The 20,598-nt window shown below is 72.8% G+C and carries 14 protein-coding genes; 6 read left to right on the top strand and 8 right to left on the bottom strand.

Going from position 1 to position 20,598, the window contains the following annotated elements; genetic code table 11:
- The first annotated feature begins 30 nt into the window (after positions 1-30).
- The 3 genes from Apa02nite_RS00825 to Apa02nite_RS00815 are packed head-to-tail and all read left to right on the top strand — an operon-like array spanning position 31 to position 2,549.
- Positions 31-642, top strand: a complete 612-nt coding sequence (locus Apa02nite_RS00825; protein WP_239164025.1) for a sugar transferase — start codon at positions 31-33, stop codon at positions 640-642.
- Positions 635-1,270 carry an acetyltransferase gene (locus Apa02nite_RS00820; protein WP_239164024.1) on the top strand — a complete coding sequence of 212 codons (636 nt, stop codon included), beginning with the start codon at positions 635-637 and terminating at the stop codon, positions 1,268-1,270. Before Apa02nite_RS00825 ends, Apa02nite_RS00820 begins: the two co-directional genes overlap by 8 nt.
- A 16-nt stretch (positions 1,271-1,286) precedes the next feature.
- The gene (locus Apa02nite_RS00815) at positions 1,287-2,549 is read left to right on the top strand and encodes a glycosyltransferase family 4 protein (protein WP_239164023.1); all 1,263 of its coding nucleotides are present in this window, start codon (positions 1,287-1,289) and stop codon (positions 2,547-2,549) included.
- Here Apa02nite_RS00815 and Apa02nite_RS00810 read toward each other — a convergent pair.
- The 4 genes from Apa02nite_RS00810 to Apa02nite_RS00795 are packed head-to-tail and all read right to left on the bottom strand — an operon-like array spanning position 2,444 to position 7,324.
- A complete protein-coding gene (locus Apa02nite_RS00810) occupies positions 2,444-3,676 on the bottom strand; it encodes an O-antigen ligase family protein (protein WP_203823359.1) in 1,233 nt (410 codons plus the stop codon). The two genes, Apa02nite_RS00815 and Apa02nite_RS00810, sit on opposite strands and share 106 nt — an antisense overlap.
- On the bottom strand, positions 3,673-4,962 hold the full coding sequence (locus tag Apa02nite_RS00805) for a lipopolysaccharide biosynthesis protein (RefSeq protein ID WP_203823358.1): 1,290 nt from the start codon (positions 4,960-4,962) through the stop codon (positions 3,673-3,675). Before Apa02nite_RS00805 ends, Apa02nite_RS00810 begins: the two co-directional genes overlap by 4 nt.
- A gap of 5 nt (positions 4,963-4,967) precedes the next feature.
- Positions 4,968-5,951 (bottom strand): DegT/DnrJ/EryC1/StrS family aminotransferase, encoded by a 984-nt coding sequence (locus tag Apa02nite_RS00800; RefSeq protein WP_203823357.1) that lies wholly within the window; start codon positions 5,949-5,951, stop codon positions 4,968-4,970.
- Positions 5,948-7,324 (bottom strand): tyrosine-protein kinase domain-containing protein, encoded by a 1,377-nt coding sequence (locus Apa02nite_RS00795; RefSeq protein ID WP_232343857.1) that lies wholly within the window; start codon positions 7,322-7,324, stop codon positions 5,948-5,950. The genes Apa02nite_RS00800 and Apa02nite_RS00795 overlap by 4 nt, the downstream gene beginning before the upstream one ends.
- Positions 7,325-7,419: 95 nt before the next feature.
- Here Apa02nite_RS00795 and Apa02nite_RS00790 point away from each other — a divergent pair, with 95 nt between their 5' ends.
- Complete coding sequence (locus Apa02nite_RS00790) at positions 7,420-9,234, top strand: nucleoside-diphosphate sugar epimerase/dehydratase (RefSeq protein ID WP_239164022.1); 1,815 nt, start codon at positions 7,420-7,422, stop codon at positions 9,232-9,234.
- A 271-nt stretch (positions 9,235-9,505) separates the two neighbouring features.
- Here the strand turns inward: Apa02nite_RS00790 and Apa02nite_RS00785 are convergent, their stop codons facing one another.
- The 3 genes from Apa02nite_RS00785 to Apa02nite_RS00775 form a co-directional block, all read right to left on the bottom strand.
- Entirely contained in the window at positions 9,506-14,377 is a 4,872-nt protein-coding gene (locus Apa02nite_RS00785; protein WP_203823356.1) for a PDDEXK-like endonuclease domain-containing protein, read from the bottom strand.
- A gap of 314 nt (positions 14,378-14,691) precedes the next feature.
- Positions 14,692-15,297, bottom strand: a complete 606-nt coding sequence (locus Apa02nite_RS00780; protein ID WP_239164021.1) for a TetR/AcrR family transcriptional regulator — start codon at positions 15,295-15,297, stop codon at positions 14,692-14,694.
- A gap of 22 nt (positions 15,298-15,319) precedes the next feature.
- The gene (locus tag Apa02nite_RS00775; RefSeq protein WP_203823354.1) at positions 15,320-16,897 is read right to left on the bottom strand and encodes an MFS transporter; all 1,578 of its coding nucleotides are present in this window, start codon (positions 16,895-16,897) and stop codon (positions 15,320-15,322) included.
- A 167-nt stretch (positions 16,898-17,064) separates the two neighbouring features.
- Between Apa02nite_RS00775 and Apa02nite_RS00770 the strand changes: the two genes are divergently transcribed.
- On the top strand, positions 17,065-18,075 hold the full coding sequence (locus Apa02nite_RS00770; RefSeq protein WP_203823353.1) for an aldo/keto reductase: 1,011 nt from the start codon (positions 17,065-17,067) through the stop codon (positions 18,073-18,075).
- Here the strand turns inward: Apa02nite_RS00770 and Apa02nite_RS00765 are convergent.
- On the bottom strand, positions 18,040-20,301 hold the full coding sequence (locus Apa02nite_RS00765) for a putative bifunctional diguanylate cyclase/phosphodiesterase (RefSeq protein ID WP_203823352.1): 2,262 nt from the start codon (positions 20,299-20,301) through the stop codon (positions 18,040-18,042). The genes Apa02nite_RS00770 and Apa02nite_RS00765 overlap by 36 nt on opposite strands.
- Positions 20,302-20,408: 107 nt before the next feature.
- Here Apa02nite_RS00765 and Apa02nite_RS00760 point away from each other — a divergent pair, with 107 nt between their 5' ends.
- On the top strand, positions 20,409-20,588 hold the full coding sequence (locus tag Apa02nite_RS00760) for a hypothetical protein (RefSeq protein WP_203823351.1): 180 nt from the start codon (positions 20,409-20,411) through the stop codon (positions 20,586-20,588).
- Positions 20,589-20,598: the final 10 nt, after the last annotated feature.

The following is a 20,598-nucleotide window of genomic DNA, read 5'->3' as shown; positions in this document are numbered from 1 at the left end:
GCCGGCCGCGGGACCCGCGTCGTCGACGGTGTGCAGCGTGCGATCGATGTTGTCGTCGCGGGAGGCGTGCTGGTCGTGCTGTCGCCGGTGCTGGCCGGGGTCGCCGCCGTGGTCGCGGCGAGGCTCGGGCGGCCGGTGCTGTTCCGGCAGGCGCGGCCGGGGTTGCACGGGCTGCCGTTCACGCTGGTCAAGTTCCGCACGATGCGGGACGTGGACGAGGAGCGCGGGCTGGTCACCGACGCCGACCGGCTGACCGGGCTGGGCAAGGCGCTGCGCGCGACCAGCCTGGACGAGCTGCCGACGATGTGGAACGTGCTGCGCGGCGAGATGAGCCTGGTGGGGCCGCGGCCGTTGCTGATGCACTACCTCGAGCTCTACACGCCGGAGCAGGCGCGCCGGCATCTGGTGCGGCCCGGGGTCACCGGGCTCGCGCAGGTCCGCGGCCGCAACGCGCTGAGCTGGGAGGACCGGCTGGCGATCGACGTCTGGTATGTCGATCACCGCTCGTTCGGCCTGTACCTGCGGATCTGCGCGCAGACCGCTCTGGTCCTGCTGCGCCGCACCGGCATCACCGCCCCGGGCGACCCGACGATGCCGCAGTTCACCGGCACGAAGCCGCAGCGGGAGGCGGACCGTGCCTGACGCCATCGTGATCGTGGGGTGCGGGGGGCACGGGCGGGAGATCTTCGGCATCGTCGCGGCGATCAACGAGGCCGGTGACGTGCCCTGGAAGGTGACCGGATTCCTCGACGACTCGCCCAGCGACGCCAACCTCCGGTGCCTCGACCGGCTCGGCACCGCCTGGCTGGGCCCGAACGCGCTGCTGGCCCAGCTCGACACGCACTTCGTGATCGGGATCGGGGACCCGCGGGTCCGGGCCAGGGTCGCCGCCGAGCTGGACCCGCTCGGCCGGCCGGCGGCGCGGCTCGTGCACCCGGCGGCGACGGTCGGGCTGGCCAACGAGCTGGGCGAGGGCGTCGTGGTCTTCGCCGGCGCACGGATCACCACGAACGTGACCCTGGGCCGGCACGTGCACATCAATCAGAACGCCACCGTCGGCCACGACTCGGTGCTGGCCGACTGCGTCCAGGTGAACCCGTCGGCGGCGGTCTCCGGTAGCTGCACCATCGGCCGCGACGTGCTGATCGGCACGAACGCCTCGGTGCTCCAGGGCCGCTCCGTCGGCGCCGGATCGAGGGTGGGCGCCAACGCCTGCGTCGTCCGCGACGTGACCGCCGGCCGCACCGTCAAAGGCGTCCCCGCAGCCTGAAGCAGAGGGAGACCACGTGCGCATCACCTACATCCACCAGTACTTCAAGACCCCGGCGATGTCCGGCGGGACGCGGTCCTACGAGTTCGCCCGGCGGCTGGTCGAGCGCGGCCACGAGGTGCACGTGATCACCGGTGAGCCCGACGGCGCCCGGCCCCGGGTCAGCACCGAGGCCGGCATCGTCGTGCACTGGCTGCCGGTGCCGTACGACAACGCGATGTCCTACCCCCGCCGGATCCGCGCGTTCCTCGGCTTCGTCGCCCGCGCCGCCGTGGTGGCCGGCCGCCTGCGGCACGACCTGGTCCTGGCCACCAGCACGCCGCTGACCGTGGCGATCCCGGGCGCGTACGCGGCGCTGCGCCGGCGGGTGCCGATGGTGCTGGAGGTCCGGGACGTGTGGCCGGAGCTGCCGATCGCGGTGGGCGCGCTGCGGTCGCCGGTCAGCCGGTGGGCCGCGTTCCGGCTGGAGGCGTGGGCCTACCACCGGGCGGCGCACGTGATCGCGCTGTCGCCGGGCATGGCCGCGAGCATCCGGCGCCGGTTCGCCGACGTGCCGGTCACGGTGGTGCCGAACAGTTCGGATCGGGAGCTGTTCGCCGGCGCGGACGGCGCGGGCGAGGCGTTGCGCCGGGCCACGCCGTGGCTGGGCGACCGGCCGCTGGTCCTCTACGCCGGCACGCTGGGGATGGCCAACGGCGTCGACTACCTCGTACGGATGGCCGGACATCTCGCCGGGACGGACCCGGACGTGCGGGTGGTGATCCTGGGGGACGGCCGGATGCGGGACGACCTGCGCGGTCTGGCCGTGGAGCTGGGCGTGCTGGACCGGAACCTGTTCCTGCTCGGGCCGGTCAGCAAGGCCGAGGTGGTGGCGTTCTTCGGCGCCTGCGACCTGGCCGCGTCGGTCTTCGTCAACCTGCCCGAGCTGGGCAACAACTCGCCGAACAAGGTCTTCGACGCGTTCGCCGCCGGGCGGCCGGTCGTGGTGAACAACGGTGGCTGGATCGCCGACCTGGTCGCCGAGAGCGGCGCCGGACTGGTGCTGCCGCCGGACGACCCGGCGGGAGCGGCCGCCGCGGTGTCCGCGTTCGTCCGCGACCCGGCGGCGGGGCCGGCCGCCCGGACCGCGGCGCGTGCCCTGGCCCGGGACCGCTTCGACCGGGACCTGCTGTTTCAGGACTTCGTGAGGGTGCTGACCGAGGTGGCCGGTACGAGCCGGGCACGAGCCGGGCGCACCGCGGCCAGCAGCAGCAGGATCCACATCAGCCGGGCGTCGTAGTAGTCGCCGGAGAACAGGCAGGTGGCCCCGATGAAGATGCCGCAGTAGGCGGCCGTCCGGGCTTCCAGGCTGCGCTCGGCCAGCGGCTGGCTCTGGTACGCCCGCCACAGCCCCACCCACGCCGCGACCAGCAGCACCAGCCCGGCGAACCCGCCCTCGGCGGCGATCGACAGCGGCAGGTTGTGCACGTACCTTTCGCCGAAGCCGAGGGCGCTGACCGTGTGGAAGCCGTTCAGCCCGGCGCCGAGGATCGGCCGCTGCAGGAAGATCTGCAGAGCCATCCGGAACAGCACGTCGCGCTGTGACGCGTACCCCTGGCCGATGGTCGCGTCGACGAAGCGCGACTGGACGTAGCCGGCGATCGTCGGGCCGGCGGTGATCACCAGGACCGTGCCGACCAGGGCGATCAGGGCGAACGGCTTGGCCATCCGGTCGAAGTCGAGCTTGGGCCGGATCGCCAGTAACGCGACCGCGACGGTGACGGCGAGCGCGACGATGCCACCCCGGGAGCCGGAGGCGATCGCGCCGAACAGGAACGCCGGGATCGGCACCAGCCAGATCAGCCGTTCGCCGCTGCGCAGGTAGAGGTAGAGCGAGGTGATCCCGCCGATGATCATGATGCGGACGAAGACGTTCGGGCCGCCGCCGAACGCCGCCCATCGGCCGCTCGCGTCGTGGCCCCGGCCGGACGCGGCGAACAGGAAGTAGGCCCAGGCCGCGACGTGGAAGAGCTTCAGGGTGACCTCGGTGACCCGGTCGCGGTCCCAGGCGGCCAGGGTGAAGTAGACGACGAGCAGCCCGGCGATCGCGCACAGGTCGCCGACCATCGGGCCGGTCTCGGTGCCGGGCGGCACCCAGAGCACGGAGAGCCCCTGGTAGCCGAGCAGGGCCAGGATGCCGAGCAGGGCACCGCTGCCCTCGCCCGGACGGTGGCCGGCGTGGTGCGCCTCCAGGGCCAGGCTCAGCAGCAGGACCAGGAAGAGCGGTACCCGGACGTCGTTGACGACCGGGACGTCCACGCCGACCCGGACCAGGGTGAACCGCCCGGCCAGCGCGACCACGAAGGCGAGCAGGACCACCAGGCCCGGCCGGGCAGCGTCTTTGTCACCAAGGACGGGAGCATTCATGGGCGGGGGAGGCGCAGGGCGTACCCGGCCAGCCAGACGGCGTCGATGCCGAGCGCGGTGGCGGCCGCGGCCAGCCCCAGCACCGCGGCGTGCTGCGGCGCGAAGAACACCGTGCCGATGCAGGTCATCACGACCTCGAGGGCCAGGCAGGCGAGCAGCAGGCGGCTGAGGAACTTCGCCTCGAGCAGCGTCTCCATGGTCGGCCGGGCGGCGTAGAACATCGCCATCGGGATCGCCGCGAGCACGCCGAGGCGCAGCACCGGGATCGCCGGGGAGAACTCGTCGCCGAGGAACCCGTGCACCAGCGCCGGCGCGAACACGAAGATCACCGTGGTCGGCACCGCGGCGAGCAGCCCGGCGGCGAGCGGCAGCGCGGTGAGCAGCTGACGGACGCCCGCGTCCTCGCCGGCCCGGTGGAACAGGCGGCTGAGCCGGGGCATCAGGACCGGGGTGAGCATGGCGAACAGCGAGCAGATCAGGGTGACCGCCGAGGTGGTGAACCCGACGAAGCCCGCCACCGGGTCGCCCGGCATCGTCACGGCCACGGCGAAGGTCGGGAACGTGTAGAGCGCGGGCAGCGCGAGTTCGCCGGGCATGCGCTTCAGACCGTACGAAATCAGGGTTTTGATCGTGGGTTCGGGGTGTTTGAAGAACGTCCTGGGGCGGTGCCGGACGACGAGGGTGCCCCACAGGCCGACCACCGCGGCGCCGAGGCCCTGGATGATCAGGAAGTCCTCGATCCGCTCCGCGGCGACGAACGCCACGAGGGGCATCAGCCCGAGGCCCAGCCCGAAGGTCAGGTTCGCGTCGACGATCTGCTGGTTGCCGCGCAGTGCGGCGAGCGCGACGGTGGTCAGGCAGTTGCCGCCCAGCATGATCAGGATGGCGGCCACCGCGGGCCGGCCGCCGTGCAGCCCGAGCAGCCCGGCGATCCAGTTCCCGGCGCCCGCCCCGGCCAGGCCGACACCGACCACCACCAGGGCCTCGGTGCTCAGCGCGTGCCGGGCCAGGCGCCGGGTGGTGTGCTCGGTGCGTGGCAGGTAACGCTGCAGGCCCAGGCCGAGCCCGAGCAGCAGGGCCGGCTGGAACGTGGTCACCGTGCCCCGGGCGATCTGGTAATACGCGAAGCCGTCGACGCTGCCGCGCGCCGCGACCAGGTGGAACAGGAACAGGCCGGTGCCCAGCACGAACCACTGGACGAGCAGCGTCGAGGCATAGTCGCGCCGCACGGCGGCGGGGACGATCCGCAGCAGTGTCCGGAAACCGAGACGCTCACCGACCGGCATACGCCTCAGACATGGCCCTTCGCCTTCAACCGGTCGAACAGCTGCATCGTCTTGTGCACGTCGGCCGGCGAGACACTGCTCCGGACCGGCAGGGTGACCAGGTGCCCGAGCGCCCACTCGGCGTTCGGACAGGAGCCCGCGAGATAGCCGGGCGGTGTGCGGAACCGGTCACCCAGCTCGACGCCGGCGTCGGCCGCCTCGCGCAGGACGGTGGCCTTGCCGAAGACCCGCACCGGCAGGCAGAGCGGGATCGCTTCCGGTCCGGGCCGCGGGTGGTGCGAGACCGCGAGCCGATCAAGACCTCTCTCGTACGCGGTGAGCACCTTGCGCCGCACCCCGATGTCACGCCGCGCCGCGGTGATCCGCCGGGACAGCCGCTCCCGCACGCCACGGCTCATCCGCCACCCGTACTCGGCGTCGGACGGCTGCGGACGGCACCGCCAGCGCAGCCCGAGCTCGTCGGTGAGCCGGTACGCGAGGTACTCGGCGGACGCGGTCAGCTCCGGGCGCAGCGGCGGGGCCGAGTACCGGGCGTAGCGGGTGTGCATCTCGGCGGCCAGCGCGGGGTCGTGCACCACGGCGGCGCCACCCGGTCCGGCGACGGCGGGTTTGCCCTGCTCGTACGAGTAGATCGCCGCCACCCCGCCGTAACCCACGTCGATCGAGCCGGGCCCGATGTGCGCACAGTCCTCGATCACCGGCAGCTCGGTGATCTCCCGGACCGGCGCGGGATAACCGAACGTGTGCTGGACGATCACCGCCCGGGTCCGGCCGGTGATCCGTTCCCGGATCGACGCCGGGCTCGCGACCAGCGTGGCGCGGTCGATGTCGGCGAAGACCGGCCGGATCCCGAGCCGCAGCAGGGGCTCGACGACGGCCGGGCAGGTGTACCCCGGCACGATCACCTCGTCGCCCGGCGGCACGTGCAGCGCCCGCAGCGTCGCGTGCAGCGCCACCCGGCCCCGGTAGTAGTGCAGCACCGTGCTCACGAGAGCACCGCCTGCATCCGCCACTCCCGGCCGCGCCGCGGTGGTTTCGGCCCGGCCGGATAGCCGTCGTAGGTGGGTATCGCGTCCGGGCCGGTGCGGGTCACCATGTTGAGCACGCAGCCGAGCAGTGTCGCGTTGACCGCGTGCAGGGCCCGGACCGACGCGGTGACCTGGGCCGCCGTGGTCCGCCGGGCCCGCACCACGAGCAGTGTGCCGTCGGCACGGGCGGCGACGACGGCCGCGTCGGTCACCGGCAGCAGCGGTGGGCAATCGAAGATCACAACATCGAACCTTTTCCGTACGTCGTCGACCAGTTCCGTCATCCGCGGCGAGCTGAGCAGCTCACTCGGGTTCGGCGGGGTACGCCCGCTCGCCAGCAGCCACAGCCCGGCGCCCCACGGCTGCAGCACCTGCTCCAGCGCCGCGGTGCCGTCCAGCACCGTGCTCAGCCCGGCCGAGTCCTCCCGCCCCAGGAACGCGGCCAGCCGGGGGTGCCGCAGCTCGGCGTCGACGACCAGGACGCGCTGCCCGGCCTCGGCGAAGAGCAGGGCCAGCCCGCACGCGGTGGCCGAGCGGCCCTCGCCGGGGACCGCGCTGGTCACCGCGAGGGTCTTGACCGAGTTGGCGGCGGCGGCGCACTGCACCTGGGTGCGTACCTCGCGCAGCGCCTCGGTGCGCGCCGAGTTGCTCGCCGACACGAACGGGTTGCCCGGGTCCAGCGGCACCCGGGCCAGCACCGGGGCCGACGTGAGCAGCTGCAACGCCTCCGCGGTGCGTACCGTGTGGTCGGCGACCTCCCGGCCGACCGAGCCGATCGCGCCGACGACCAGCCCGGCGACGGTGGCCAGGGCGAAGTTGTTCAGCGCGTTCGGGGCGACCGGGTCCTCGTCCAGGGCCGGGCCGTTGACCACGGTGACCTTCACCAGCGACGGTTCGGTCGGCGCGGGGCGCTCCAGGGTCTCGACCGCGGACTCGAACCGCTGGATGAGCCGGGCGAGCAGCAGCAGCGCCCGGTTGCGGTCCGGGTCCTGCACGCTCACCTCCATCATCACGGTGTCCGCGATGGTCTCCGCGCCGATCGCTTCCCGGACGTCCTTCACGCTCAGGTCGATGCCGGGCGTACCGGCCAGCGGGGTGGCGACCTCGTCGCTGGTCAGCAGCTTGGCGTAGGTCTGCAGCCGGCTGGTGTTGAACATGCTGGCGGGCAGCAGGTCGGTGGCGCCGGCCGACGGGGTGGAGAAGAAGAAGGTGACCCGGGCCGCGTAGACCGGGGTCATGTTCAGGTTCACGATCAGGGCGACGCCCAGCGCGAGGGCGACCGAGGCCAGCAGCAGCCACCAATGTCGCCGGGCGACACGGAGGTAATCGCGCATGCCCACGTAGTCACGATATGAGCGGTATGGCGAGTAATCCTCCGGTATGGAAAAAGTCCACTTTAAGGGGCATTTTCGCTGTTATGCTCCCGGGCATGATGGGCGCACGGTCCTGGGTGCTGCGCCACCGCCGCCTGCTCCCGCTGCTCGTGGACGCCACCGCCTGGGCGGCCGGCCTGCTCGCCGCGGTGCTGGCCCGCTACGACTTCGCACCGACCCGGCGCAGCCTGGCCGGCGCCCTGGTCGCGATCGCCGTGGCCGTGGTGCTGCAGGCCGCGATCGGGCACACCAGGGGCCTGTACCGCGGCCGCTACCGGTTCGCCGGGTTCGACGAGGTCCGCGCGGTCGCCACCAGCACGGCCCTGGTGGCGTTCGTGCTGACCGCGATCGTGCTGCTGCTCTCCCAGCATCCGCTCCCGGCCGGGCTGCCGGCGCTCGGCGGCACCGTCGCGCTGGTCATGATGCTCGCCGTCCGCTACGCCCGGCGGACCCAGCAGGCCCGCAGCCAGCGCCCGGACGCCCGCAGCACGGCTCCGGTGATCCTCTTCGGGGCCGGCGCGGCGGCGGTCAAGCTGCTCGACTCGATGCTGCAGGACCCGAAGGGCCGCTACCTGCCGGCCGGCCTGATCGACGACGACCCCGGCAAGCGCCACCTGCGGATCTTCAACGTCCCGGTCCGCGGCGCCCGCGACGACATCGCGCGCGCCCTCGCCGACACCGGCGCCGGACTGCTGATCTTCGCGGTCGCCAACGCCGACGCGGCGCTGGTCCGCGACATCCGGGACCGGACCCTGGCGGCCGGCGCCCAGTTCAAGGTGGTCCCGTCGGTCACCGAGCTGATGGACCACCCGGTCGAGGTCGGCGACGTCCGCGAGGTGCAGGTCACCGACCTGCTCGGCCGGCACCAGATCGACACCGACCTGACCGCGATCGGCGGCTACCTGACCGGCAAACGGGTCCTGGTCACCGGTGCGGGCGGGTCGATCGGCTCGGAGCTGTGCCGGCAGATCCACCACTTCGGCCCGGCCGAGCTGATGATGCTGGACCGGGACGAGACGTCGCTGCAGGCGGTGCAGCTCTCGATCGACCCGCAGGCCCGGCTGGAGGACCCGGCGGTGATCCTCGCCGACCTGCGGGACGCCGCCCGGATCCGGGAGATCTTCCGGGACCGCCGGCCACAGGTGGTCTTCCACGCGGCCGCGCTCAAACACCTGGCCCTGCTGCAGCGCTACCCGGCCGAGGCGGTGAAGACCAACGTCCTGGGCACCCTCAACGTCCTGGACGCGGCCCAGGCGGTGGAACGCTTCGTCAACATCTCCACCGACAAGGCCGCGGACCCGTCGAGCGTGCTCGGCTACTCGAAGCGGATCACCGAGCGGCTCACCGCGTGGACCGCCCGCCGCCGCCAGGGCACGTTCCTCAGCGTCCGGTTCGGCAACGTGCTGGGCAGCCGCGGGTCGGTGTTCACCAAGTTCAGCGCGCAGATCGCCGACGGCGGCCCGCTCACCGTGACCCACCCCGACGTGACCCGGTACTTCATGACCCTGCAGGAGGCGGTCCACCTGGTGATCCAGGCGGCGGCGATCGGCCAGGACGGCGAGGCCCTGGTCCTGGAGATGGGCTCACCGGTGCGGATCGCCGAGGTGGCGGCGCAGATGGCGCAACTGGCGCCGGCGCCGGTCGCGGTGGAGTACATCGGCCTGCGCCCGGGCGAGAAGCTGGCCGAGACGCTGTTCGGTGCGGGCGAGGTCGACCACCGCCCGTTCCACCCGCTGATCTCGCACGTCGAGGTCCCGCCGCTGGACACGTCCCACCTGCGGCCGCTGCTCGCGGACATCGACTCCGCGGTCCTGATCGCCCGCCTCGCGGAGACCTGCGCGCTTCCGGCTCCGGCGCCCGCGCTCCGCTGAAGATCTTTTCCGGTACGGATGCGGAGCGCCCGTCCGCAGGCTACGAGCCGAGTCCCGTGCTGGTCTCGCGCGAGGTCGCGGCCCACCCCGGACCGCGGCGCGGCTGCGGGTTTCCGGCTGGTCCTCAGGGGTGTCTCGCGGTGCTCGACACACCCCTGAGGACCAGCCGGGGACCGCGACACGCGGTGCGGTCTCGCATGTCTCGCTTCTGGCTGGTGCTGGGGGGTGTCTCCGCGACGCGGAGACACCCCCCAGCACCAGCCCGGGACGGCTACTTGCGGGCCGGCTCGCCGCGGAGGATGCGGGGGCGGGCGTTCGGGGCGCGGTCGGCGGCCGGGCCCTCGACCGCGCCGGTGCGGGCCGGGCGGGACGCCGCGGCGCGGTCCAGGGCGGCGCGCAGGCGGGACTCCTCGCCGGCCCGGTCGCGGTACCAGGACAGGGCCCAGGCCCGGTGCAACGTCCAGCCCAGGTCGATCAGGACCTGGTCGGTGAGCCGGTCCCGGTCGCGCGCGGCCGGGCAGTCCCGGTAGCCCGGCCCGTCGCAGCGGACCCCGAGCAGGTAGTCGCCGGCCGGGTCCTCCGGGTGCCGGATCGCGATGTCGACCCGGCCGCCGGACGTGCCCAGGCCGGTCCGGGCCGGATAACCCCAGGACCGGACGGTCTCCAGGACCGAGTCCACGAACGCGCCGGGCGCGTCGGAGGAGTCCAGGCTGGTGTCGCCGGTGCCGCGCTCCACGTAGTCCAGGTACGCCGCCAGCTGCCGGACACCCTCGTTCTCCGACTCCGGGACGTCCCGGGACAGGATCGAGGTGACCAGCTCCACCCGGTGCCGGGCCCGGGTGATCGCGACGTTCAGCCGCCGCCAGCCGTTGGTCCGGTTCAGCGCCCCGAAGTTGGCGCTGATCTTGCCGGCTTCGTCGTAGCCGTAGCCGATCGAGAAGATCATGACGTCGCGTTCGTCGCCCTGGACCGACTCCAGGCTCTTCACGAAGAAGCCGTGCAGGCGGTCGTCGGCGACCGCGCGTTCCAGCGCCGGATGACCGGCGGCGATCTTCTCGAGGGCCCGGTCGATCGCCTCGGCCTGCGCCACCGAGAACGTGACGACGCCCAGCGTGTGCCCGGGCCGGGTGGTGAAGTGGTGCACGATCCGCTCGGCGACCCGTTCGGCCTCGATCGGGTTGTCCCGGCTGGTGCTGCGGCGGTAGACACCGGCCACCGGGAACAACTCGACGCCGGTGTCCGGCCCGCCGTTGCCCGGCGCCGGGAACGTGCTCAGCCGGCCCTGGTAGAACGCGTCGTTGGCGAACGCCACGAGCGCCTGGTGCCGGCTGCGGTAGTGCCAGGTCAGGCCCATCCCGGGGAACGCGCCGCAGGCCTTGGCCAGCTCCAGCACCGACTGGTAGTCGAGCACCTCGGTGTCGGTGTCCACCGCCGAGTAGGTCCGGTCGAAGAACGACGTCGGTGGCAGCTGCCGGTCGTCGCCCGCGGTGATCAGGGCGGTGCCGCGGTAGATGCAGTTGATCGCGTCGGCCGGGGTGATCTGCGAGGCCTCGTCGAAGATGACCGCGTCGAAGCCGATGTCCGGTGGCAGCGACTGACTCACGGTCAGCGGCGACGCCAGCACGCACGGGCGCAGGGCGAGCACGACGTCACGGGCCCGGGCGATCAGATCCCGTACCGGAAGTTGCCGATCGGCCTTCATCGCCTCCCGCCGCAACAGGCCCGCGGCCGTGCTGTCGGCGGCCGGCCGGCGGGCCTCGACCGCCGCGATGATCTCGCGGGCCGCGACCGCCGCGAGCTTCTCGTCGGCCTGCCGGAACTCGGTGACCAGGCGGTCCCGGTCCTCGCCCCGCCAGGGCCGCAGCCGGTTGTCGGCCCGGACCACCGCGTCGACCCAGCCGTGCAGCAGCGCGCGTTCCAGCACGGCCGGCACGTCCGCGCTGTCCAGGTGCTGGTCGGCGCAGAACTCGACGGCGGCGTCCAGGCCGTGGAAGGTGAGCACGTCCCGGGCGTCGAGGCAGGCGAACCACTCCTCCTGCCCGCTGCTGTCGTCCCGGGCGGCCCGCAGGAACGCGGACGCCCGCGGGTAGTCGTCGAACTGTTCGCGCAGGCCGGCCTGGCGCGAGGGCCCGAACCCGGCGAGCACCGCGTGGCTCGCCTCGGTCCACTCCTGCGCCCGTTCGGCCAGCCCGACGATCGGCCGCAGGTCACGCAGCGCCGCGACCTGCTCCGCGGTGAGCGGCGCCTCCGGACCGCGGAACCGGCGGACCTCGGCGGCCCAGGCGACCGCTTCGGCGACCGCGGCGGGATCGGCAGGCGGTTCGCTCGCGGTGTCGAGCAATGGTCCGGTACGACCGGAGAGCGCCGCCTCGGCCCGCGCCGCCGTGGTGCGCAGCTCGGCCAGGCGTACGGTCTCGGCGTAGTCGAGGGTGCGCCCGGTCGCGGTGTCGTAGGCGCGCAGCGTCTCCAGTGTGGCGTGCAGAGCCGCGGTGTGCGCGGTCAGCCAGGTGATCGCGTCCTCGATCGGGCCGGACACCAGCTCGGGGCGGGCCGCCGGATAGGGCGCCGGGCGCAGCGTGGCCTGCCAGCGCAGCAGCGCGTCCCGGGCCTCGGCGACGACCCGGATCGGCTCCGGGTCGGGAGCGGGCGCGCAGAGGTAGCCGAGCACCGCCTCCACCCCGGACGGCGGTGCCGCGGCCAGCGCCGAGGTGGCCACCGCGATCGCCTCGTCGACGGCCGCGAAGTCGGTGCCCCGGCCCTGCCAGTAGCGGCCCAGCACCGTCGCGTACGCGTGTTCCGCCGCGGCCAGCTCCTGCCGGGCCCGCTTCCAGGCGACCGCCGTGCCGATCCGGTCGATCGCGTCGCCGAGGTGCGCGGTCGGCAGCACGAAGCCGGCCACCTGCCGCTTGTCCCGCCGGTACGCCGCCCGCAGCTTCCCGAACCCGCGATGGACGTTGGTGAAGCGCTCGGCGAGCTCCTCGACCGGCTGGGCCAGGATCGCCTCGGCGAAGTACGGCCGGGCCTGGATCTCCGCACCGACGAGCGCCTCCAGGGCCCGGCGCAGCGCGCTCGACCCGTTCTGCACCCCGGTCAGCGCGCCCGGCCCGAACCAGAACCGTTCCGGCTTGTGCGGGCGCACGCCCAGCTCGGCGACGGCGGCCACCCGGGAGATGTCCCGGATCGTGGTGGCCGGCGGCAGCCCGAGCTTGGCGGTGACCCGGTCGACCGCCCGCCGGTGCTTGTCGAGCTGCTCGGCGGCCCGGGTGAACGAGCGGGCCAGGTCGTCGGCGTCGGCGGCGGTCAGCGCGTCCAGCTCGACCGGCGCGGTCAGCGCGCTCAGGTCGGGGACCACCGGCAGGTCGGCGGGCGACGGCAGCGCGGTCCAGTCCACGCCGGCGCGCTGGCGTACCGCCTCGGCGGCCGTGGCCGCGGTGGCCAGCTCGTCGCTGCGCCGGTCGGCGGCCTGGCGGACCGGGGCCAGGTCGTCCGCGGTCAGCCAGGAGTCGGCGACCCGGGACGGCCGGGTGCCGGCGTGCTCGGCGAGCCGGGCCAGGGTGGCCGCGTCATCCGGGCGGCGCAGCCCGAACGCGTGCGCCGCGGCGTCGGCGATCCGGGCCGAGCGGGCCAGGGTGGCGAGCGCCTTCTCGGCCCGGCTCAGCGCCGGATCGAGCGGCTCACGGGTGATCACGTCGCGCCAGAGCAGGTCGTCGCCGCCGGCCATCGCGCGCCACGAGCGGGCGAGCTGGTCGGTGGCCTCGCGGACCCGGCGCATCACGTCCGGGGTGAGCGCGTCCGGGGTGATGGCCGGCACCGGGGCGGCCGGGGCCTCGGACAGTCCGGCGCAACGGCCGATGATCTCGTGCAGGGTGGCGCCGAGGGGCTGGCGGGTCTGGTTCATGGCGTACGCGAAAGCAGTCAATTTCTCGCGGCGCTCCCGGAGCGCACCGCGGTCGACAGCCGGGCCTTCCCCGGGCGCCTCCGGCGCCTCGTCCACCGCGGCCGCGAGCAGCGTCGCGACCTCGCGGCGGCCGGCCTGCTGCCCGTGCAGCTCCAGGATGTAGCGGTCCAGACCGGCCTCGGCCAGCCGGTTGCGCACCACGTCGAGCGCGGCCACCTTCTCCGAGACGAACAGCACCCGCTTGCCGGCGTGCAGCAGCGCGCCGATCATGTTGGCCACGGTCTGCGACTTGCCGGTGCCGGGCGGACCGTCCATCACGAAGCTGTGCCCGGCCAGCGCGGCGGCCACGCAGGCCCGCTGCGACGAGTCGGCGTCCAGGACCAGCGGCACGTCCTCGGGCGGGGTGAGCCGGTCCACCTCGTCCGGCCGGATCGGGGTGAACCTGAACGCGTCGGTCTGCCGGTGCTGGTCGGTGGTGGCCAGCGCGCGGACCACCGGGTGGGCCAGGATCCGCTCCTCATTCTCCTGCAGGTCCCGGTAGATCGCCTCCTTGTGGAACGTGAGGCAGGTCAGGATCACGGTGCGTTCGATGTGCCAGCCGTGCCGGCGGGCGACCGTGTCGGTGAAGTGCGCCCAGAACTCCGAGACGTTCAACTCGGCGCCGGGTTCCAGGCCGGGCAGGGTGACACCGGACTGGCGCAGCCGCAGCACCAGGGCCGGGTTGAGCACCGGCTCCTCGTCGCGCAGCCGCAGCTCGGGCAGGTCGCCGGACTCGCTCGGTACCAGTTCGGCGGGGAGCAGCAGCAGCGGGCTGGCGTGGCTGGTGGACTCGCTGTCGGCGTCCTCGTCGTCGTCGGCCAGGCGCCAGTTGAGCAGGCCGAGCGCGAGGTGCAGGACGGCGACGCCGCGGTCCAGGTACTCCTGCTGGGAGCGGCGCATCAGCCGGCGCAGCACCGGGCCGAGCGAGCGGACGGGCAGCTCGGTGCGGAGCGTGTTCTCTCGTTCGGCTCCCGCGCCGCCCGGCCCGGTGAAGGCGCACCGGGCGCCGCGGGTCAGGGCGGTGACCACCCGGTCCGGGTCCGGTGCGGTGATCTCCACGAGGTCGGCGTTGCCGCCGGTGAAGTTGATCAGGCGATTGTTGTCGCCGAGATCGATCAGGCTCTCTCGCCAGGCCCGTAGAGCCGTGTGCACGCCGGCCCGCGCCGGCCTCGGCTCGGACCTGTTGTCGTCACGCCGGGGTCCCATGCTCCCGATTGCAGCAGTGCGAAAGGCTTTCGCGCTGGAAAATCGGGTTCTTCGGCTTTGTCGGTTTCGGCTTCCCCGGTGTGTGTGAAGTTGCGGCGCGCTCCGCACCCAAACTCCCCACGCAGCCCCCAGCCACCCCGTGTGTGTGAAGTTGTGGTGCGGAGCGCGCCGAAAGTCCCCACGCAGCGCCCGGCCACCTCGTGTGTGTGAAGTTGTGGTGCGGAGCGCGCCGAAAGTCCCCACGCAGCGCCCGGCGGCCCCGTGTGTGTGAAGTTTGGGTGCGGAGGGCGCCGCAACTTCACACACTTCGGGGGTCAGGCGGCCGCGCCCCGCAGCAGCGAGTCGACCAGCGTCGTCGGGAAGTCGTCGTCGGTGACGCCGGTGTCGATCCCGAACAGGCCCTGCATCATCGACGGCCCGGAGAGCATCAGCAGGGTCAGCTCGATGTTCAGGTCGGCCCGCAGCTCCCCGCCGGCGATGCCGCGCCGCAGGATCGTGCGCATCACCTCGCGCCGGGGCTCCATCACCGCATGGTGCATCCGGCTCAGTTCGGCGTCCCGCTGCAACTCCGGCAGCAGACACGCGGTGACCTTGCCGAACTCCCGGCTCCGGGACGACCGGTTCGCGGTGACCATGGCGATCAGGTCGTCGCGCACCGATGCGCCCGGCAGCTCCGGGATCGGGCCCTTCATGCTGCGCACCGCGTCGATCAGCAGCGATTCCTTGTTCGGCCACCGACGGTAGATGGTGGCCTTGCCGACCCCGGCACGCGCGGCGACCGCCTCGATCGAGACGGCCGTCGCGCTCTGCCCCTCCGACATCAGTGCGAGCACCGCGTCGAGGATGGCCTCGTCGGCCTGGGCGTTGCGGGGCCGGCCAGGAGCTTTACGCTCCTGGGCGGCCGGGACGGTGCTGGTCATGGGATTCATTGTTACCGACGGGTTACGCCTCGACCAGGGCCACGCCCTGCTCCTCGGCGAGAACCGGGCTGTGCGGACCCTCCGGCCGCTTGCCGGGGAGGAAGATCACCGCGACCAGCGCGCCGAGCAGCGCGAACACCAGCGAGCCGAGGGCCGCCCAGTGCATCGCCGTGACGTACGCCTCGTTGGCGGTGGTGATCAGCGCGGACCCGGCCTGGCCGGCCTGCTCGGCCACCGCGTACGCCCCGGAGATGGACTCGCGGGCCGCGTCGGCCGCCGCGCCGGGCAGGCCGTCGGTGGCGGTGCCCAGGTTGTCGCGGTAGACCGAGGAGAGGATGGCGCCCAGTACCGCGACGCCGAGGGCCCCGCCGAGCTGCCGGATGGTGTTGCTGACCGCGGAGCCGACGCCGGCCTTCTCCCGGGGCAGCGCTGCCATGATCGACTCGGTGGCCGGCGGCATCACGTTCGCCATGCCGACGCCCATCAGGAAGAACGCGACGGCGACCACGGCGATCGGGGTCTCGGTGCCGATCAGCAGCCAGGTGCCCAGGCCGGTCGCGACGAGCAGCAGGCCGACCGTGCTGACCAGCTTCGGGCCGAACTTCTTGACCATGTTCGAGCTGATCGGGGCGAAGACCATCTGGCCGACCGCGAACGGGACGAACAGCGCGCCGGAGGCGAGCGGGCCGTAACCGCGGACCAGCTGCAGGTAGAACGCGCCGAAGAACATCGAGCCCATGGCCGCGAAGAAGACCAGGCCGATCATGGAAGTCGACGCGGAGAACTGACGGTTCTTGAAGAGCCGCACGTCCAGCGACGGGAACTCGACCCGCAGCTCGTAGAGCACGAAGCCGACCAGGACCAGCACGCCGCTGAGGATCGGGGCCCAGGCCAGGGTGTCGCCGAAGCCGTCCTCGCCGCCCTTGATCACGCCGTAGGTGAGCAGGGTCAGGCCGATCACCGAGAGCAGGACGCCGACCACGTCGATCCGGCCCGGCTTGGGGTCACGCGACTCCGGCACCAGGACGAAGACCAGGATCACGCCGGCGATCACGATCGGCACGTTGATCAGGAAGACCGAGCCCCACCAGAAGTTCTCCAGCAGGAAGCCGCCGAGAATCGGGCCGAGGGCGACCGCGAGGCCGACCGCGCCGGCCCAGACACCGATGGCGCGGCCGCGCTCCTTCGGCTCGAAGACGTTCGCGATGATCGACAGAGTGGCGGGCATGACGGCCGCGGCGCCCAGGCCCATCACCGCGCGGGCGGCGATCAGCTGGTCCGGCGAGCCGGCGTACGCGGAGATCAGCGACGCGATGCCGAACAGCACCAGGCCGACGGCCAGGGTGATCCGGCGGCCCAGCCGGTCGGCCAGGATGCCGGCGGTGAACAGCATGCCGGCGAAGACCAGGGTGTACGAGTTGATGGCCCATTCGAGCTGGCTCTGCGTCGCGCCGAGCCCGTGCTGCGGGTCGGCGATGATGCGCAGTGCCACGTTCAGCACGGTGTTGTCGAGCACCACCACGAGCAGGCTGATGACCAGCACGCCCAGGATGGCCCAGCGCCGGGGGTGCCCGGTCTGGGGTTGTACTTCGGCGTTCATCCGGTGTTTCCCCCCGGTTATGAAACGGAACCGTTCCGTATCTCAATGGGGACAGTAGCCCCCGTCGTATAGAAACGGAACGCTCTCGTATCGGAATGTGGGCCCGGTCACCCGGGGGAGCGCGCGAGGTTGACCTGGAGCGCGCTCCAGGTCCTAGCGTCGTCCGTATGGAAATGATCGAACTGGGACGAACCGGAACTCAGGTCAGCAAGCTCGCCCTCGGCGCCATGCAGATGGGCGGCGTCACCAGTGAGGCCGACTCGATCCGGATCCTGGACCGCTACCGCGAGGCCGGTGGCGCCTTCCTGGACACCGCGGACTGTTACGAGTGGTGGCGGCGCGTCGGCAGCCGGGGCGGGGAGAGCGAGGAACTGCTGGGTCGCTGGTTGCGCGCCGGCAACCACCGTGACCAGGTCTTCCTGGCCACCAAGGGCAGCGCGGTGCCGGCCTACTCGCCGGACCTGTGGGACGCCGACGGGAACCCGGACTGGGAGCTCGCCCGGAAGACCTTCGAGGGCGCCGGCGCGGACACCCTGCGGCACGCCCTGGACGGCAGCCTGCGGCGGCTCGGCACCGACCACGTCGACCTGTACTACGTGCACGTGGACGACCTGGGCACCCCGCTCGAGGAGACCCTGGAGGCGCTGTCCGGGCTGGTCACCGCGGGCAAGGTGCGCTACCTCGGCTGGTCGAACGTGCGCACCTGGCGGCTGGAGCGGATCCGGCAGCTGTGCGAGCGGCACGGCTGGGTGGCGCCGGTGGCTCTGCAGCAGCAGCACTCGTACCTGCGTCCGAAGGCCGGCAACACGTCCGCCTCGATCGTCGGCGCCGAGCAGCAGGACTATCTGGCCACGCACCCGGACCTGCAACTGGTCGCGTACTCGCCGATCCTCAAGGGCATCTACGACGACCCGGCCAAACGCTCCGGCCACTGGATGATGGACAACTACGAGGGGCCGGACGTGGACGCCCGGCTGGCGGTGCTGGCCGAGGTGGCCGCCGAGCTCGGGACCACGCCGAACCGTACGGTCCTGGCCTGGCTGCTGCACCAGGGCGACCCGTCGGTGATCCCGCTGATCGGCCCGCGGACCGTGGAGCAGTTCGAGGACCTGATCCCGGCCGTGGACGTCAAGCTGGACGCCTCACAGCTGGCTCGCCTGGACGCCGCCGGGGCGTAACTCCACCGACGTGCGGGTCTCCAGGCCGGCCAGCTCCAGGATGCCGGCCGCGTCGAGCGGGCGGGCCAGCAGGTAGCCCTGGGCGTACTCGCAGCCGAGCCGGGCGAGCACCTGCAGGTCGGCGGCGTTGTCGACGCCCTCGGCGACGGTCACCATGCCGAGGGCGTGCGCCATCTTGACCATCGCGTCGGCGAGCGCGCACCGCGCCTGGTCACGGTGGATGCCGGCGACGAACGCGCGGTCGATCTTGACGATGTCCCAGCCGTGGTCGGCGACCCGGGCCATCGACGAGTACCCCGTACCGAAATCGTCGACAGCGATCTTGACCCCGGCGCGCCGCAGCGGGCCGAGCGCGCCGTCCACCGTCGCCGGATCGGCGAGCCCGGTCTCGGTCAGCTCCAGGGTGAGCTGGTCCGCCGGGGTGCCGATCCGTTCGATCATGGAGAGCACCAGCTCGGCGGTGGATCCGTCGAGCTGGTGCGGCGACAGGTTGACCGCGACCGGGATCCACCGCCCGGTCTGGTGGAACCAGCGGCGCTGCTCGGCCAGGGTCTGCTCGAGCACCAGCGTGAACAGCTGCGCGATGGTGCCGGCCGCCTCGGCGATCGGCACGAACTCGGCCGGCGGCAGGATCCCGTCCACCGGGTGCTGCCACCGGACCAGCGCCTCCACCGAGCTCAGCCGGCCGTCGTCGACCCGGAACACCGGCTGGTAGACACAGAACAGCTCGCCCGGGTGGGTGAGCGCCCGGCGCAGGTCGGCGTCCAGCCGCAGCCGCAGCGCGGCCTCCGTGCGGATCTCCGCGTCGAACCGCACCACCCGGCCCCGGCCGGCCGCCTTGGCCTGGTACATCGCGGTGTCGGCGTCCTGCACCAGGGCGTCCGGGTCGGCGTCCGGATCGCCGGTGGTGCGCAGCCCGATCGACAACGAGGCGAAGAACTCGGTGCCGTCGGAGAGCCTCATGGGTACGCCGAGCCGCTCGGCCACCCGTTCCGCGATCTCCACGGCCTGCTCCTCGGTGGTGTCCGGCATCAGGATGACGAACTCGTCGCCACCCAGCCGGCACACCACGTCGGCGTCCCGCACCGCGGCCCGCAGCCGGGTGCTGATCTCCATGAGCAGCTGGTCGCCGGCGTCGTGGCCGAGGCTGTCGTTGACGTTCTTGAAGTGGTCCAGGTCGCAGAAGAGCAGGCCGACGCGGGCCGACCCGCCGTCCGGCAGCGCGCTCAGGGCCAGCGTCACCCGGTCCATCAGCAGGCTGCGGTTGACCAGCCCGGTCAGCGGGTCGTGCCCGGCCCGCCAGGACAGCTCGTGGATCGGCCCGATCAGCCGGATCGCGACGAGCGCGATGGACAGCGCCGAGCCGAGCACCATCGGCACCTCGGAGTGCCCCGGCTCCCAGCACAGGTTCAGGGTGGGCAGGATCAGCGCGGCGCCGAACAGGGTCAGCGCCCGCGGCAGGGTCAGCGTGCTCACCGCGGAGCGCCGCGGGGTGGTGGCCACCATCGACGGGTGCAGGCCGGCCGTGCCGATCAGGATCGGCATCGCCATCCAGCCGAGGTCGATCAGGCCGCCCTCGGTGTACGTGCCGGTCAGCCCCTGATGCGTGTAGAGCGCGTCGGAGACGAACCAGAGCACCAGCCCGGACAGCAGCCAGCGCACCCCGGGCGTGCGCAGCTCCACGCCGAGCGCCAGGGCCAGCGCGCAGTACACCACGATCAGCGTGTTCACCGGCGCGGAGACCGCGAAGAACTGGGCGAGGGTGCTGCCGCCGACGGTCATCGTCGGCTCGACGACCAGGATCCAGGCGATGCTGGCCAGCGGGGTGAGGATCACCGCCGAGTCGACGAACGCGGTCCGCCCGGCCCGGGCGGCGAGCATCGCCGTGCCGGCCGCGATGGTCAGGTGCCCGAACAGGTAGAACACGTCCGCGCTGGACGGGAACGCCGCGCCGCCGTTGCGGGCGGTGTGCACCGCGAAGATCACGTCGCCGGCCGCCGAGAACAGCAGCCCGGCGCCGATCACCAGCCACCCGCCCCGGCGCTGCGGGGAGTGCCCGCGCTGACCGATCCAGACGGCGAACGGCGCGGTGCTGTTGACCAGCACGTAGATCCATCGGGTGCCGCCGTTGAACGGCACGGTGACGTAGACGACCGCGAGCACGGTGGTGACCGTCAAGTAGATCCACCACAGGTGGCGGGGCCCACTCGTCGAACGACCGCTCATGCGCCGTCCTCGGCTTCGTGGGTCTGCACGGGGTACTTATCGGCGCGAAGCGGGCCGGCCCAAGGAGTCCGGGGAGTGACGTAGCACCGGTGGCGTGATCGCCGCGGGTGACAACGCGCATCGGCACCGGCTGCGCCGCGAGCGAGCTGCCGCCGGAGCTCCGGCGGCGGGTGGAGCCGGCGGTCCGGTCGGGTCACCGGTTCCTGATCAACCGGACCGGCGACCCGGTCGGCCTGGGCATCGACGGCTTCCTCCCGCCCCGCGGCGTGCAGATCATCCCGCGCTGACGCCGCGCGG

Source organism: Actinoplanes palleronii (assembly GCF_016862315.1).
In the GTDB taxonomy this organism is placed as follows: domain Bacteria; phylum Actinomycetota; class Actinomycetes; order Mycobacteriales; family Micromonosporaceae; genus Actinoplanes; species Actinoplanes palleronii.
The sequence above is the reverse complement of the archived record's forward strand: the minus strand, read 5'-3'. Positions and strand labels throughout refer to the sequence as shown.

Excerpts from the sequence above, each read along its gene's own strand:
- Apa02nite_RS00810 (WP_203823359.1), bottom strand. The coding sequence starts at position 3,676 with ATGAATGCTCCCGTCCTTGGTGACAAAGACGCTGCCCGGCCGGGCCTG.
- Apa02nite_RS00805 (WP_203823358.1), bottom strand. The coding sequence starts at position 4,962 with ATGCCGGTCGGTGAGCGTCTCGGTTTCCGGACACTGCTGCGGATCGTC.
- Apa02nite_RS00795 (WP_232343857.1), bottom strand. The coding sequence starts at position 7,324 with ATGCGCGATTACCTCCGTGTCGCCCGGCGACATTGGTGGCTGCTGCTG.
- Apa02nite_RS00790 (WP_239164022.1), top strand. The coding sequence starts at position 7,420 with ATGATGGGCGCACGGTCCTGGGTGCTGCGCCACCGCCGCCTGCTCCCG.
- Apa02nite_RS00785 (WP_203823356.1), bottom strand. The coding sequence starts at position 14,377 with ATGGGACCCCGGCGTGACGACAACAGGTCCGAGCCGAGGCCGGCGCGG.
- Apa02nite_RS00780 (WP_239164021.1), bottom strand. The coding sequence starts at position 15,297 with ATGACCAGCACCGTCCCGGCCGCCCAGGAGCGTAAAGCTCCTGGCCGG.
- Apa02nite_RS00775 (WP_203823354.1), bottom strand. The coding sequence starts at position 16,897 with ATGAACGCCGAAGTACAACCCCAGACCGGGCACCCCCGGCGCTGGGCC.
- Apa02nite_RS00770 (WP_203823353.1), top strand. The coding sequence starts at position 17,065 with ATGGAAATGATCGAACTGGGACGAACCGGAACTCAGGTCAGCAAGCTC.
- Apa02nite_RS00765 (WP_203823352.1), bottom strand. The coding sequence starts at position 20,301 with ATGAGCGGTCGTTCGACGAGTGGGCCCCGCCACCTGTGGTGGATCTAC.